The following is a 15,135-nucleotide window of genomic DNA, read 5'->3' on the forward strand; positions in this document are numbered from 1 at the left end:
AAGGAGGAAATAAACATGAGTATTGCAAAAACAGATCTTATTAGTTACAAAGAGTTTTTAACAAAAAGTAAAAAGCCATCGGTTCGTCCAGCTATTTGGAAAGGTAAGGATATTGAAAAAGCTTTAAATGATTCCTTATCCGATTCCTTTATGGGAGATGGAAGAGGTGCAGTATCGTTGATAAATAAAGATACTGGTGACAAATATGGGGTTTCTCCAAATGTAAATGCGTTGGTGCAGGTATTGGCACCTGGAGAACATAATAACCCACATAGACACAGTAATATGGCTATCTTCTTTGTTTTCCAGGGAGAAGGGTATAGTATTATCGAGGGTGAAAAAATTGAATGGGAAAAAGGAGATGTATTTTTCTCTCCAGCTTGGCTTGCCCACGAACATTGCAATACATCTGATACTGAAAATGCGATTCTTTATACTATCCAAGATGTGCCTACTGTTTCTGGTATGGGAGCATGGTTCTTGGAAGAGCCGCTTGGAACAGGGGCAAAGCATGTTGTTGAAGGCAGTGCTGAAGAGAAGGATATTTTACCAGAAGCAAGAATAACACGATAATAGTATCCTCAAAAAAGATTTAATTATGAAAATAAAATTTTTACGGGGTATGATTTATACTGGGGTACATCGGGATATCAATCCAGTTAATCATGCCCTTATTTAAAGAAGTAATTATCTGAAAATTAAAAACAACAGTGATACAAATCACACCAATTTTTATACTTATTTTCATTTTTGAACTTTTAGAAGTTACCTGTATCCTGTATAGGTTACCTGTCATGAATAATTATGTATTTAATAAATATCAGGAGGTGTAGAATGAGTCAATTATTATTAACTTTACTTGCAATACTGCCAATTTTGATTATATTTTTATTTCTAGTCATTTTACGTTGGAGTGCTAGAAATGCAATGATTTTAGCCTTTATTTCAGTTATTCTGATATCATTCTTTGTGTGGAAGGTACCTACTAATCAGATTCTTGCCGCTAGTACGGATGGGGTGGTTACGGCAATATCAATTTTATATATCGTGTTTGGTGCCGTATTACTCCTTAATACAATCAAAGAAAGTGGTGCGCTTGGTTTAATTCGTAAAAACATTTCGGACGTAACCGGTGATCGGCGAATTCAAGTTGTCATTTTTTTATGGATTTTCGGAGCCTTTTTCGAGGGCGCTGCTGGATTTGGATCAACGGGTGCCGTGATGGGGCCGTTATTGGTAGCCCTAGGGTATCCGGCAATGGCTGCTGCAATGGTGGTAATGATCTTCCAAAGTATGTCCGTTTCCTTCGGTGCGGTAGGTACACCAATACTTGTTGGACTAGATACGGGTCTAGGAGGTGGTATGCTGGAAAGTGTAAACGCTGCCATCACCAATGGGGTATCTTGGGAGCAATATATTAACGATCTAGGTGTCAAGGTGGCTGTTCTTCATGGAGTTGTTGGATTGTTCGTTCCATTATTTATGGTTGTATTGTTAACCCGATTCTTTGGTAAAAATCGTTCAATTAAAGAGGGATTCGGTGCCTGGAAATTTGCTCTATTCGGTGGTTTATGCGTTTCAGTTCCATATGTATTAACAGCAGTTATTTTAGGACCTGAATTTCCATCTATTTTTGGTGGTCTAATAGGTGTAATCCCTGCTGTTATTGCAGCAAAAAAAGGATGGTTCATGCCAAAAGATACTGTCTGGGATTTCGACGTGAAATCAAATTGGGATAAAAAATGGTTAAGTAATTTAAGTATTGATGAAGTCAAAGAAAAACCTTTCTCGTTTTCACTATATCGTGCTTGGATGCCATATCTCATAATGGCTGCATCTCTTTTAATTACAAGATTGGAGTTTTTACCAATCGGCTCTTGGTTGAAACAAGTAAAAATCAAGTTTACTAACCTTTTCGGTACGGAAATTAGTCCATCTCTTGATATTCTTTATTCACCTGGAACCGTTTTTATTGCTGTATCCATCGTGACATACTTTCTACATGATATGAACAAAAAGTCTTTTACACGAGCATTTAAGGAATCCTCAAAAGTTATAATTGGAGCAGGTGCAGCATTGATTTTTGCAGTTCCAATGGTAAAGGTTTTCCTAAATAGCGGTGGGGGAGCCGCTGGTTATGAAAATATACCAACTGTATTAGCGGAAGGATTCACCTTCATTTCAGGTGGATTATGGGCATATGCGGCCCCGGTAATTGGTGGTATGGGTGCTTTCTTAGCGGGCAGTAATACTTTTAGTAATATGATGTTCGGATTTTTCCAATTTGAAGTGGCTCAAAATATTGGAATCAATTCATCTTGGGTAGTAGCCTTACAATGTGTTGGTGCTGCCGCTGGTAATATGATTTGTGTCCATAATGTCGTTATGGCTTGTGCTGCAGTTGGTCTTACTGGCAGAGAAGGTGACGTTATCAGAAAGGTTATTGCGCCAGTTACCTATTACATGCTCTTTACAGCATCCATTGGATATATCCTCATAAATGGATTCGGTTTCAATGTTGGAACGATTGTAGCGATTGGTATAATTGGTGCCATTATTGCTAGTATAATCATCAATCGTCCACGCCCTTATCAATTGGCGATAGAACAAAAAACAAAAATTGGATCTTAATTCTAAAGGAAGTATTCTTATAAAATAGCCAATCTTTTTTGGCTGTTTCTTTTTTTATTAGATTAATATTTTTGTTTGCTTTTATCAATTAAGGAAGTGTTAGAAATGTGGAATGTAATACTTTCCCTTTTACCCATAGTTGTCATCATTATTTTATTATTTGTATTTAAAATGTCATCGGCAAAGGCTGGCTTTCTTTCCCTTATTGTCACAATGTTGATTGCTTTATTTTATAATACATCTACACATGGCCCAACAGAGATTGCATTCGCCTCATTTCATGGTGTTCTTATCGCTATGGTGGTTATTTATGTACTTCTCTTTGGCATTTTTCTTTTCCATCTCATGGATCAATCGGGCCTCATAAGTACACTTTCTTCATTTGTACAAAACACTACAAAAGATCCAGCCCGCCAAGTTATTATTCTTGGAGTAGCTTTTTCGCCGTTAATTGAATCTGTAAGTGGGTTTGGTATCGGGGTGGTTGTAATAACTCCTATACTCATAGCACTTGGATTTAATCGTTACCAAGCAGCGTTGGTTTCACTGATTAGTTTAAGTGCCGTCCCCTGGGGAGCGCTTGCAACAGGTATAGTAATTGGCTCAAGACTAACGGATGTTTCTGTACAAACGATTGGGGTTTGGAGTGCGTATCTATGTATTCCAACTTTTATCTATTTCGCGATGATATCTATATATATTTTAAAAGGGATAAGAGGAATAATTGAAAAATGGCTGGAGTTACTACTTGTATCAGGGGCATTAGCGGTAGGAGTTTGGTTCTCTAACCAATGGGTAAGCGTTGAATTATCTGGTGTTCTAGGTTCGTTAATAGCTTTATGTATAGAGGGGTTATTCCTTTTTTATTTTCACCATAGATCTAAGTCAGGTGTTAAAACAAAAAAAGAAAAGGTTAGCAGTTTATTAGAGTGGATTTCACAATATGCTTCTATTATTAAAGTATTAATGCCTTATTTATTTTTAACGTGTTTATTAATTATATCTAGGGTTGTGCCCGCCGTGGAATCTGCCTTAACATCATTTGCAGTGTTGAAGTGGGAAGAATACTCCTTTTCATTGCCAATTCTATATTCACCGGGGTTTTTCTTACTTATCACGTGTATATTTACAATACTATTATTCAAATTGAAGAAAAAGGTTATCTTATCCGCGATGAAGTCAACCATCAAACAATTGAACCCAATTGCTGTTACTACCATTTCGTTTATCGTATTAGCAGAGGTAATGTCCAAAGTGGGCATGACTACCACATTGGCTGTGGCGGCCGGTGATTCATTAGGAAGCGGGTTTTTTTGGATTTCCCCTCTTATCGGAGGATTTAGTGGTCTGATTACGGGTAGCAACGCAGCATCCAATGCTATGCTTATTAAATTACAAATTCAGGCAGCTAATCAGTTTAATTTTTCAACAGAATTGATAGCAGGTATTCAAAATACGAGTGCCTCTCATATGACCATGGCCTCCCCCTCACGTGTTTTACTTGCTGCTACCGTAAGTGGGGAAGTCAAACGTGAAAGTGAATTATTCCGTACAATATTCCTAATCGCAGCTGGTAGCCTATTATTAATGATGATCACTGCCGTATTTTTGAGGGGAACATAGGGACGGTTCCTGCGTTCCCCTATTTTTTTCCAACAGACTTACATTTACGCTGAAGTTTATTTAACAAAAGAATGTTTTACTACTCCACCGGTTATTAGTGTTCTAGTTACTGGCCAGTATATATTCCAATTGAATAATTCGCGCGAAGAGGTTTCATCCTAAGATTAGGTAACTTACTCTTTAGGAGGTAAGGCGAGGGATGAACAAGAAGCGCATTGAAATAAATAAAGTAATATAATCACAGCAGTTATTGGGTTTATGATTGCTTATGTGATCGGATCATTTATTTTTCCTTATGATCTAGGATCAGGAGCATTCTGGCAATTGTTTAAATAGGTCGACTATGGAGCGGGATTAATTACCCTAAGCCTTTTTCAAACGCTCCTCAAATAATGCTTTTTTCTCTTCGAAGCTAGTATTATGTACAGGCTCTTCTGGGCCAGATGTTCCTTGTGCATTATCCTTTTTTAATCGATCCTCAAGTATTCTTTTCTTCGCTTCAAAGGCAGGGGTATGCTCAAGTTCATGGTCCTGATCGAGATTATAATACCAGTCTGGAAGAAGTTCTTGTCTGGTTGGCTTTTTCTTAGATTGGTGATTCATTTGATGTTTAAAGGCAAGTCGAGTATTTTATAAAACTCATTGTGCCTTAGTCTTTATCCCTGGTCTTTAAAAACAGATTTTTGATGATCAAAACAATAGATTTTACCATCGAAGTTTTTTCTTGCTAAACAATACATTTTAACTTTTTCCGAAACAGGTTTATTACAAATTGTACAAGTAGGGCTGGAGGCAGTTTTTTCGTTTGATGTATTTGTTGATAAAGCCCGTTTATGTTGCTCTCTAACCGCTGGGTCCGTAATATTAGCCTTTGCAAAGGCTTGATAGATTGTTGAGATGTCACCTTCGGTTACGAGAGGTTCTTTATGTTGAATTTTTAAAACTGATACTTTCCGACGGATGAATTCCGACAACTCGATATCATATACGATTATTTCGTTGGATGCTATTTTACGGTACTCTAAGTCTACCTTAAATGTGCAGCGTTTCGTGAAAGAAACCATTGAGATAAATAAGTCATGGTACTTTTTATCAATTAAAGAAGTCAGTGCTTGTATATGTCCGTAGTTTTGTATAAAAGGGTTCATCATTTTAAACTTTCCATTAATCGACCATGTCTTCCGATCCTTCCCGCCATAAATGGTACCCTGATAGTTTTTTGTTTCAATTGCAAAGATACCATATGGCGTTAGAACGATATGATCAATTTGGGAATACCCTGTTTTTGCTTTTGGGTTCTTTACAAGGAGATCGCTTAAGTATCGATACCCATTCGGCAGCTGAGCAAGTTGAATATCAATTTTGTATTCTCCTATTTCGCCTTTTCTAGTAGCAATCTCAGCATTTTCATTCGCACGCTTTGGTTTTGATGGGCTTGTATTGGCCAATTTTGGTTTTTCCTTTTTCTTCTTTAAAAAGTTCAAAAATAGTAGCATGTTATACTCCTTACTGGTTGATTGATCTCGGGGTGACTCCCGTCAGGATAATGTATTACAGTGTAAATTGATAATATTTTTACACGCACCATAGTGAAGTATAGCTCCACTTTAATTGTAACCCCTATTTATTATCAAATTATATCAAAATTGTACCTTATTTCTGTCAAACATGGCGACAATGCTGGAGTTCCCCTATTTTTTTCATTCCTAGAACATGAGGTAGTTCCGTTGTTCCGCTTATTTTTGCTGTCCTAATGACGTCTGGATTTAGACTTGTTTTTGCATTTTCGAGTTCTAACTGTCCAAATGAGGCATGCATTTGGACTTGTTTCCGCATTTTTGGGGTTCTACCTGTCCGAATGAGGCATCCATTCGGACTCTATGATCCTTTTGTTTTCATTAGTAGTCTAAATGACAAGGGTGGCCCGCAAATATAGTTCTATCCGGTCCTTCGTATGGAAGAAATTAGGAAAACAGAAGAACCGTCCCTTTGTTTCCCTGTTTCCCCCAATCACCGTTCTGATAAACTTGAATATTTTGAATCTTGATTGTACACTTACTTATACAGAACTGAATAATTATTCAAGGAAGGGATTAAAGAAAGGAGGGGTTTTGTGAATGGGCTTTATCTTCTTCCAAACGCCGAAGACGAAATCATCGATTCCTATGATGAGGATATTATTGTTACGAATAGAGAAGGAAGAATTATAAAGGTTACACATATTACTGGGCAACAATATGGAATACCTGCTAAAGATTTGCTAGGCCAATCTGTATATGAATTAGAGAAAAAAGGAATTTTTTCTCCTGCGATTACACCTCTTGTTTTAAAACAGAAGAAGAAGGTCGTTGTTGTTCAGACCAATTTGGATGGACGAAAAATACTGGTAACAGGCATCCCATTATTCAATGAAAACAATGAGGTTGAATACATTTTAAGCTACTCCTATGAAGTTTCGGAATTACTCATTCTTCAAGATTATTTGAATGAGCTAGAAGGTGAGATGCGGAAGGTTAAGGAGGAACTCGCGCTTTTACGTGGTAAGACGTTAAGTGTGAATGGAATAATTGCTGAGAGCAAACATATGAAGCAAGTAGTAAGAAGTATTTCAAAAGTTGCACCCTTACCAGTATCCGTTTTACTTGAGGGAGAGAATGGAGTTGGCAAGTCCCTCCTCTCAAAATTGATTCATAAACAAAGCAGTTATTGGGATGGGCCGTTTATTGAAGTGAATTGTGGGACCATTCCTGAAGCCATTTTTGAATATGAACTATTAGGAAGTACGGAAAGCGATGCAGCAAAAAAAGTTGGGTATCTCCAAATGGCTAAAAATGGAACTCTTTATCTACAAGGGATTGATGAATTGTCCCTGGCTGCCCAAACGACTTTACTAAAGGGGCTACGAAAACATCAAAATAGTTTTCGGATCATTAGTTCAACTGAAGAATCACTTGAAGAGCTAGTTGCACAAAAGCGATTTAGAGAAGATCTATATTATTTAATTCGTGTTGTTCCAATTTATATTAAACCCTTACGTGATCGGCTGGAAGATTTATCTGTAGTGATTAGGAAGTACTGTCAACAATTTTGTGAATCCTATCATGTGAAAAAGGAACTTTCTGAGGATTTATTTCATACATTATTACATTTGGATTGGAAGGGTAATTACTTAGAGGTGAAAAATGTAATAGAAAGGCTAATTGTGCAAAGTGACGGCCCAATTATTACAAAGGATGACCTGCCATTCGAATATCGTAAGGATGTTACACGGGTGGAGGGTCTTGAGTTTGAGGGGCGAACCCTGCAACGAATATTAGATCAAGTTGAAAAACAAGTTCTATCGAGTGCGCAAAAGCGTTACAAAACAACTACTGAAATGGCAAAAGCATTGGGGATAAGCCAACCTTCAGTTGTTCGAAAAATTAAAAAGTACTTTAGTGAATGAGCTCTGTAAATGAGCTCATTTTTATTTTTAAATGGCGTATATGAAAGATAGAAAAAGTAAATCGGAATTTATTTTTATACAGTTTCTTTAATATTAAGCCGATAGTATGCATTGAATTGAGCTTTCCTACCTATCTTTATGAATAAAAATAAGTATACAGAAGATTTTATTTAATATTGAATTTTCACTATTAATACATTATAATGAGCTATACATTTCTAAATAATTATTCGTTAATGAATATTCAAACATGTGTAGCGAATAATTTCGATTGATGGTTTCTAAAGGATGTTAGTAAAAGGAGTCTTCAGTATGGAAAAACAACAAGATCAAGATTGGTTAAGATTAGTCGATTCAATTGGTAATTTTCTTGCTCCAAGTATGGCAAAGGATCATCCCAATTTACCAGTTGTGAAGGCTGAGGGTTGCTATTACTACGGTGCGGATGGTGTTGAATACCTTGATTTTACATCCGGGATTGCGGTTGAGAATGTTGGGCACCGGCATCCGAAGGTGGTAGAGGCAATAAAGGATAGCGTTGACCATTTGGTCCATGGGCCTTCAGGCGTCATTATCTATGAATCTATCTTAAAATTAGCAGAAGAGCTTCAAGCTATCCTTCCTCCAAAACTTGATAATTTTTTCTTTGCAAACAGTGGAACGGAAGCAATAGAAGGTGGACTTAAGTTAGCTAAATATGTGACGAAACGACCATATGTCATCTCTTTTACTGGCTGTTTTCACGGTCGCTCCATGGGAGCCTTAAGTGTTTCGACCTCTAAAAGCAAATATCGGAAGCATCAGCAGCCTTCTTGGCTTACCTATCAGCTTCCCTATGCAAATCCTAAGGATTGTCCCAAAGGAGTAGATCCGGAAGAATTCTTTCCTGAAAAGCTTGAAAGAGATGTAGCCGCCCTTTTTAACCATCAGGTTGACCCTGAAGAGGTTGCTTGTATGATTCTGGAACCTATTCAAGGTGAAGGCGGATACGTTATTCCTCCTAAAGCCTGGTTGAAAAAGGTCAGGGAAATTTGTGACCGCCATGGTATTTTGCTCATTTTTGATGAGGTACAGACTGGATTTGGCCGAACAGGGAACTGGTTTGCTGCACAAACCTTTGACGTAAAGCCGGACATCATGGCAATTGCAAAAGGCATTGCAGCGGGGCTTCCATTAAGTGCCACAGTTGCATCGAAGGAACTTATGTCACAGTGGCCATTAGGTGCGCATGGAACAACTTTTGGTGGGAATCCGATCGCTTGCTCAGCAGCGAGAGCCTCACTGGATGTCATTCGAAGTGAAAAGCTAATGGAGAATGCGAATGAAATGGGGGCATTTGCCCGAAGTCGTTTGCAAGAAATGAAGGAAAAGTACCCAGTGATATCAGACGTTCGCGGAATTGGGCTGATGATTGGCATTGAACTTCAAGATGTAAAAACAGGTGAACCAAGCGGTGCCAAGGTTATGGAAGTGTTAAATAAATGCCTTGAAAAAGGAGTTCTGTTTTATTTATGCGGGAATTCAGGTGAGGTCATTCGAATGATTCCACCACTTACAATTTCGAAGGAACAGATCAATCATGGCCTTGATGTTTTAGAAGAAGTATTACAAACCGTCTAATTTATGGTTTTTAAAGTTGTACATAATGTACGACCAAATTTATTAAAAGGGGGATTTATTGTGAAAATGAAAAAACGCTTATTATTATCTGTCTTGCTAGTATTACTTCTTGCAGTGACAGCTTGTAGCAAGGATGAGTCAGCTGGTGGTTCTGAAGGTTCGAAAGAAGAAAGTAAAGGAAAAACTGAGTTAAAGTTAACATTATCGGCACAGCCGCCAACTCTTGATACAGTTGCAACGAACTCTGTTGACTCAGCAACAGTTGCTAGAAATGTATTCGAAACATTGGTAACACCAAATGCTAATTTCCAACCGGAGCCTATGTTAGCAGAAAAAGTCGACCTAAGTGACGACGGTCTGACCTATACATTCACGCTAAGACAAGGTGTTACCTTCCATAACGGGAAAGAAATGAAGGCTGAGGATGTTGTAGCATCCATGAATCGTTGGATGGAAGCATCTGTTATCGCAAGTGAAGTACTAAAAGAAGCGACTTTTGAAGCGAAGGATGATTACACAGTTGTTTTACAGCTAAAAGCTCCATCATCCGGTGTATTAAATATCCTAGCGTCTACAAAACAATTTCCAGCGATTATGCCAAAGGAAATTGTGGAAACAGCAACTAGCGAAGGTGTAACTGAATTTGTTGGAACAGGTCCATTTAAGGTGGAAGAGGTAAAACAAAATCAATACATTCACTTAACTAAATATGAAGACTATCAACCAGTTGAGTCAGAGGCTGATGGACTTGCAGGTAAAAGAGAAGCATTAGTAGACAATGTCTATTTCTATATTGTAAAAGATGCAGCTACTCGTTTAGCAGCTATCCAATCAGGTGAATATGATGTGAACACCGATGTCTATTTTGAACAATATGATGTTGTTAAACAAGATAGTAATATCGAAACCTTTCCAGATCAATATGGTAATTTGCTAGCTGTCTATAATAAGAAAAGTGGATTATTTACAGATAAGAAAATGAGACAGGCAATCAATGCAGCCATCAATACAGAAGATGTTATGTTAGCTACATTCTCACATGAAGAGTTATTTAGCTTGGATCATGGCTATATGAGTAAGGATCAAAAAGATTGGTATACGGAAAAAGGACTAGAATCTTATAATCAAGCAGATGCAAAAAAGGCGAAAGCCCTTTTAGAAGAAGCTGGCTATAATGGTGAAGAAATCAATATTATTGCAACTAGCGATTATAGTGAACATTATGATTCTGCGGTCGTGTTAGAAGGTCAATTACGTGAACTAGGGCTTAATGTAAAGCTAGAAACATTCGACTGGCCAACATTATTGGAAAAGAGAAAAAATCCTGAAGCGTGGGACATTATGGTTACTGCATACTCAACAGTGACAACTCCTGCACAAATCTACTACTTGAATCCAAGTGACCATGGTTGGACAAGTGACGAAAAGATTGCGGAATTATTAAAACAAATCGATGCAGCTCCATCAGTTGAAGTCGCACAACCACTTTGGGCTGAGTTACAAGAGTATGCTTCAAATGATTATGTTCCGGTAACTCCTTTCGGTACGTACAGCTTGGTTGCTGCTGCGAGAAACAATGTAAAAGGATTTAAGATTTTCCAAGGACCAATTGTTTGGAACACATCTGTTGAATAAAATTAACTACCCTCCTAATGCTTACGCATGGGAGGGTATACTTTCATAGCAAACTTTTCTAGCAAGGGGGAAGATCATTGTATTTTTACATATTAAAACGTATTTTTTCCCTAGTTCCGGTTTTATTCGTAGTCTCGATTGTTGCGTTTTTACTAATCTATTTAACACCAGGTGATCCGGTCTCGGTGATGCTTGGGCAAGAAGCGACAGCAGAGCAAATCGAAAAAGTACGTGAACAAATGGGGCTTAACGAACCATTATATCTCCAATATTTAAATTGGTTGTTTAACGTTTTTCAAGGGGATTTAGGAGATTCCTATTTTATGCATATGCCAGTAACCACAGCTATTCTTGATCATTTAGGCCCAACACTTTCGATTGCCATTTTTGCAGAAATCATTGCGATCTTAATTGCGGTACCTATTGGTATCCTCGCCGCACGACATCGTGGTTCCTTTATTGATCAGTTTGTGATGGGTTTTACATTAACGGGAATGGCGATTCCGAGCTTCCTCTTCGGTTTATTATTGATGCTTGTCTTAGGTGTGAAGCTAGGTTGGTTACCGGTAGCGGGATATCAACCCATTAGTAGTGGATTTTTTGTTTTCCTAAAATATCTCTTAATGCCATCCCTGGCACTTGGAGTTATCCAATCGGCCTTAATTGCACGAATGACTAGATCATCCATGCTCGAGGTACTCAATGCAGAATTTATTAAAACAGCTCGGTCAAAAGGTTTAAAAGAGCGTTCTATTATATATGTGCATGCGTTCCGTAATGCGCTACTCCCGATCATAACGGTTATTGGACAGACATTCGGTCTTCTTATCGCAGGTGCAGTTGTAATCGAAACGATTTTTAATATACCTGGAATTGGTCAATTAGTGATAAATTCAATCCAAAGCAGGGATTATGCCGTGATTCAAGGGATTATTTTAATGGTGGCATTTTTCTATGTCTTAATCAATTTGATCATCGATTTATTATATATGTTAATTGACCCGAGAGTAGGGTATTAGGGATGTCATGGAGGTGAGGTTTTGAATATACCCGTGGTGAATGTGAACCAGCAAAAAAGAGTCAAATATGACCTGAAGAAACAGGAGAGAGCTCTATTAGTTAGACGAATTTTAGCAAATAAATTGATGGTTACCGGTGGTGTAATTGTCATTTTCTTACTACTGCTAACAATCTTTGGTCCTAAATTAACGCCTTATGACCCCTATGAAATGGTCGTTAAGGAACGGTTACAATCCCCGACTGCTAGTCACTTACTTGGAACAGATAACTTTGGTCGGGATTTATTAACCCGCATTATCTACGGCGCGAAAGTATCAATGTGGGTAGGATTTGCTTCTGCCTTTTTGTCATCAATTATTGGCTTAGCGATTGGGTTAGCAGCCAGCTATTATCGCTATTTAGATAACATCTTTATGCGTATCTGTGATGGCTTACTCGCGTTTCCAGCTATTTTATTTGCGATTGCATTGATGGCTGTTCTGGGCGCAAAGACTGAAAATGTCATCTTGGCGTTAACAATTGTTTTCTCGCCAGAAATAGCGAGAATTGTTCGATCAAGAGCACTAGTGGTTCGGGAGGAAACCTATATTGAGGCGATTCGAAGTCAAGGAGCAAGCGCAATGCGGATCATTTGGCGTCATATTGCCCCCAATACGATTTCACCTCTGTTGGTTAAGGCGACCTTCGTCTTTTCTGAGGCAGTTATTGTTGAAGCAACATTGAGCTTTTTAGGTGCTGGGGTACCTGCACCAGACCCAAGTTGGGGAAATATATTATCCGATGGTAAAGCTGTTATTTACACAGCCTGGTGGATGACCGTATTTCCGGGGGCTTTTATTATTCTGTCGGTTCTTGGGCTTAATTTATTCGGTGATGGCTTACGTGATTTAATAGATCCACGATCAAGTACAAAATAGACTTTAAGTTTGGTAGTGTCGATAGCTATTAAATGTATGATTTTTTAGAAGTTTTCAATGTCTAGCTTTAGGCGCCATAGGCTCGAGGTCATAAGGCAATCGCTTCGAAGGGGAAAATGCACCTTCTGATGTGCTCGTCTTATGCTTGGACTTGCACAGGTAGTGCTGACATCGACGTTCGCCATTGGACGTGGCGGCAGTTAGTCGATGTCGCTATCAGGGCGCCTTGGGCTTTTCTTATGTATGAAATGGAGGAAAAAAGGATGAATCAGCCTCTTCTTGAAATAAATAATTTGAAAACACATTTTAAAACAGAGCGGGGACGAGTAACGGCGGTTGATGGAATTTCTTTCTCCGTTGAAAAGGGAGAAATTCTTGGTGTAGTTGGCGAGTCCGGTTGTGGGAAGAGTGTAACAGCACAATCTATATTAAGACTTTTTGATGAAAAATACACGGCTTCATATGAAGGTGAAATAAATCTCCAAGGTGAAGATTTATTGCGTCTTTCAAAAGCAAAAATGGAAAAAATTCGTGGTAATGAGGTTTCAATGATTTTCCAAGACCCGTTAAGCTCATTGAACCCTGTATTTACAATTGGATTTCAATTAACGGAAACGATATTACTCCACCAAAATCGTACCAAAAAAGAGGCCAACCAAATGGCTATCGATTTATTGCGCATGACGGGAATACCTTCACCTGAAAAACGTGTCCATGAGTATCCGCATCAGCTGTCGGGAGGTATGAGACAAAGGGTAATGATTGCAATGGCCCTTGCTTGTAAACCAAAGCTGCTTATAGCCGATGAGCCTACAACCGCATTAGATGTTACAATCCAAGCTCAGATACTAGACCTCATTCTCGATTTGAATAAGGAGCTAGGGATGGCTGTGGTGTTTATCACCCATGATTTAGGTGTTGTGGCTGAAGTTTGTACGCGTGTGATCGTCATGTATCTGGGTCAGGTTGTCGAAGAAGCTGATGTATATGACTTATTTACGTCACCCCTACATCCGTATACAAAAGGTTTGATGAAATCCATTCCACAAATGGAAGGGGATCGTTCAAAGAAGTTAAATGTAATTGGAGGAACTGTTCCAGCGTTAGATGCCGTTCCAAAAGGATGTCGATTCGCCTCACGTTGTCAGTACGCCGATGAACAATGTAAGGAAAATGCTCCTGATCTCCTCTTGTATGAAGGTAACCATAAGGTTAGATGTTGGCATTATGAGAGTATTGCCAGAATGGAGGAGGTACATCATGCCTAACGAAAAAGCTGAACCCATTTTAGAGGTACAGGGCTTAAAAAAATATTTTTCCGTGAATGGGATAAGAAGGAAGTCACGAAATCAACAAGTTAAGGCTGTCGATGATGTCTCTTTTTCGCTTCATAAAGGAGAAACATTAGGCTTGGTTGGAGAATCCGGTTGCGGAAAAAGCACAACTGGACGAGCCATCTTACGCTTAATTGAACCGTCTGAAGGCAAGGTTTTGTATCAGAATGAGGACATCCTTCAAAAATCAAAACGAGATTTTCGTCACGTACAAAAGGATATGCAAATGGTGTTCCAGGATCCTTTTTCATCTTTGAATCCGCGAATTCGAATCGGGGAAAGTATTAAAGAATCTTTAACGATTCATTCAATTGGAAACCGCAATGAAAGAGAAGAAATCGTGATGGATATGTTAGCTAAGGTTGGGCTGCGTCCAGATCATTATTACCGATTTCCTCATGAGTTCTCTGGTGGACAAAGACAACGGATTGGATTAGCAAGGGCATTGGTTGCAAACCCGCAAATTCTTATTTTAGATGAACCGGTGTCTGGGCTTGATGTATCCATACAATCTCAAATACTTAATCTTTTGCAAGATTTACAGGCTGAATTTCAGCTGACATCTTTGTTTATTTCACATGATATGAGTGTTGTTCGCCATATATCTGATCGAGTGGGTGTCATGTATTTAGGTAAACTTGTTGAAGAAGCGGATACGGATACACTATTTTCAAGCCCTCTCCATCCTTATACGCAAGCCCTGCTTTCGGCAGTACCAATTGCAAAAATAGGTAGAAAGAGAGAAAGAATTGTTCTTAAAGGTGAAATTCCATCCCCATTAAACCCGCCTTCTGGTTGCATTTTTCATACAAGATGCCCATATGCCATGGATATATGTAAGGAAAAAGCACCTGAAAAAGTGCACATCAAAGAGCGGCATACAGTTGCTTGTCATCTGTATGAATAGATT

At 38.5% G+C, this 15,135-nt stretch carries 13 protein-coding genes; 10 read left to right on the forward strand and 3 right to left on the reverse strand.

What is annotated here, in order from left to right; genetic code table 11:
- Nucleotides 1-15: 15 nt before the first annotated feature.
- From LKW28_RS07570 to LKW28_RS07580, 3 genes are all read left to right on the forward strand, one after another.
- A complete protein-coding gene (locus LKW28_RS07570) occupies nucleotides 16-573 on the forward strand; it encodes a cupin domain-containing protein (RefSeq protein WP_229139755.1) in 558 nt (185 codons plus the stop codon).
- Nucleotides 574-834: 261 nt separating this feature from the next.
- Complete coding sequence (locus tag LKW28_RS07575) at nucleotides 835-2,631, forward strand: L-lactate permease (protein WP_229139756.1); 1,797 nt, start codon at nucleotides 835-837, stop codon at nucleotides 2,629-2,631.
- 105 nt (nucleotides 2,632-2,736) lie between these two features.
- Nucleotides 2,737-4,254, forward strand: a complete 1,518-nt coding sequence (locus LKW28_RS07580) for an L-lactate permease (protein WP_229139757.1) — start codon at nucleotides 2,737-2,739, stop codon at nucleotides 4,252-4,254.
- 363 nt (nucleotides 4,255-4,617) lie between these two features.
- On the opposite strand, the gene LKW28_RS07585 is transcribed toward LKW28_RS07580, so the two are convergent.
- The 3 genes from LKW28_RS07585 to LKW28_RS07595 all read right to left on the reverse strand — a co-directional run bounded on the left by LKW28_RS07585 (nucleotide 4,618) and on the right by LKW28_RS07595 (nucleotide 6,090).
- A complete protein-coding gene (locus LKW28_RS07585) occupies nucleotides 4,618-4,857 on the reverse strand; it encodes a hypothetical protein (RefSeq protein WP_229139758.1) in 240 nt (79 codons plus the stop codon).
- Nucleotides 4,858-4,910: 53 nt separating this feature from the next.
- A complete protein-coding gene (locus LKW28_RS07590) occupies nucleotides 4,911-5,750 on the reverse strand; it encodes a nuclease-related domain-containing protein (RefSeq protein ID WP_229139759.1) in 840 nt (279 codons plus the stop codon).
- A 166-nt stretch (nucleotides 5,751-5,916) separates the two neighbouring features.
- A complete protein-coding gene (locus LKW28_RS07595) occupies nucleotides 5,917-6,090 on the reverse strand; it encodes a hypothetical protein (protein WP_229139760.1) in 174 nt (57 codons plus the stop codon).
- Nucleotides 6,091-6,367: 277 nt separating this feature from the next.
- On the opposite strand from LKW28_RS07595, the gene LKW28_RS07600 reads away from it, so the two are divergent.
- The 7 genes from LKW28_RS07600 to LKW28_RS07630 all read left to right on the forward strand — a co-directional run bounded on the left by LKW28_RS07600 (nucleotide 6,368) and on the right by LKW28_RS07630 (nucleotide 15,132).
- On the forward strand, nucleotides 6,368-7,699 hold the full coding sequence (locus LKW28_RS07600; RefSeq protein WP_229139761.1) for a sigma 54-interacting transcriptional regulator: 1,332 nt from the start codon (nucleotides 6,368-6,370) through the stop codon (nucleotides 7,697-7,699).
- 312 nt (nucleotides 7,700-8,011) lie between these two features.
- Complete coding sequence (locus LKW28_RS07605) at nucleotides 8,012-9,319, forward strand: aspartate aminotransferase family protein (protein WP_229139762.1); 1,308 nt, start codon at nucleotides 8,012-8,014, stop codon at nucleotides 9,317-9,319.
- 66 nt (nucleotides 9,320-9,385) lie between these two features.
- Entirely contained in the window at nucleotides 9,386-10,954 is a 1,569-nt protein-coding gene (locus tag LKW28_RS07610) for an ABC transporter substrate-binding protein (RefSeq protein ID WP_229140026.1), read from the forward strand.
- 77 nt (nucleotides 10,955-11,031) lie between these two features.
- Complete coding sequence (nikB, locus tag LKW28_RS07615; RefSeq protein ID WP_229139763.1) at nucleotides 11,032-11,973, forward strand: nickel ABC transporter permease; 942 nt, start codon at nucleotides 11,032-11,034, stop codon at nucleotides 11,971-11,973.
- A 27-nt stretch (nucleotides 11,974-12,000) separates the two neighbouring features.
- Nucleotides 12,001-12,891, forward strand: coding sequence for an ABC transporter permease (locus tag LKW28_RS07620; RefSeq protein ID WP_229140027.1), 891 nt, complete (start codon nucleotides 12,001-12,003; stop codon nucleotides 12,889-12,891).
- A gap of 263 nt (nucleotides 12,892-13,154) precedes the next feature.
- Nucleotides 13,155-14,159: an ABC transporter ATP-binding protein gene (locus LKW28_RS07625; protein ID WP_229139764.1), complete on the forward strand. Its 1,005-nt coding sequence runs from the start codon at nucleotides 13,155-13,157 to the stop codon at nucleotides 14,157-14,159.
- The gene (locus LKW28_RS07630; RefSeq protein WP_229139765.1) at nucleotides 14,152-15,132 is read left to right on the forward strand and encodes an ABC transporter ATP-binding protein; all 981 of its coding nucleotides are present in this window, start codon (nucleotides 14,152-14,154) and stop codon (nucleotides 15,130-15,132) included. The genes LKW28_RS07625 and LKW28_RS07630 overlap by 8 nt, the downstream gene beginning before the upstream one ends.
- Nucleotides 15,133-15,135 lie beyond the last annotated feature (3 nt).

Source organism: Bacillus sp. REN16, from assembly GCF_020731355.1.
Taxonomy (GTDB): domain Bacteria; phylum Bacillota; class Bacilli; order Bacillales; family Bacillaceae_L; genus Ferdinandcohnia.

What these genes read in the sequence shown, in the direction of transcription:
- LKW28_RS07610 (WP_229140026.1), top strand. Translation starts at nt 9,386, where the DNA reads ATGAAAAAACGCTTATTATTATCTGTCTTGCTAGTATTACTTCTTGCA.
- LKW28_RS07590 (WP_229139759.1), bottom strand. Translation starts at nt 5,750, where the DNA reads ATGCTACTATTTTTGAACTTTTTAAAGAAGAAAAAGGAAAAACCAAAA.
- LKW28_RS07585 (WP_229139758.1), bottom strand. Translation starts at nt 4,857, where the DNA reads ATGAATCACCAATCTAAGAAAAAGCCAACCAGACAAGAACTTCTTCCA.
- LKW28_RS07575 (WP_229139756.1), top strand. Translation starts at nt 835, where the DNA reads ATGAGTCAATTATTATTAACTTTACTTGCAATACTGCCAATTTTGATT.
- LKW28_RS07630 (WP_229139765.1), top strand. Translation starts at nt 14,152, where the DNA reads ATGCCTAACGAAAAAGCTGAACCCATTTTAGAGGTACAGGGCTTAAAA.
- LKW28_RS07605 (WP_229139762.1), top strand. Translation starts at nt 8,012, where the DNA reads ATGGAAAAACAACAAGATCAAGATTGGTTAAGATTAGTCGATTCAATT.
- LKW28_RS07570 (WP_229139755.1), top strand. Translation starts at nt 16, where the DNA reads ATGAGTATTGCAAAAACAGATCTTATTAGTTACAAAGAGTTTTTAACA.
- LKW28_RS07580 (WP_229139757.1), top strand. Translation starts at nt 2,737, where the DNA reads ATGTGGAATGTAATACTTTCCCTTTTACCCATAGTTGTCATCATTATT.
- LKW28_RS07595 (WP_229139760.1), bottom strand. Translation starts at nt 6,090, where the DNA reads ATGCGGAAACAAGTCCAAATGCATGCCTCATTTGGACAGTTAGAACTC.
- LKW28_RS07625 (WP_229139764.1), top strand. Translation starts at nt 13,155, where the DNA reads ATGAATCAGCCTCTTCTTGAAATAAATAATTTGAAAACACATTTTAAA.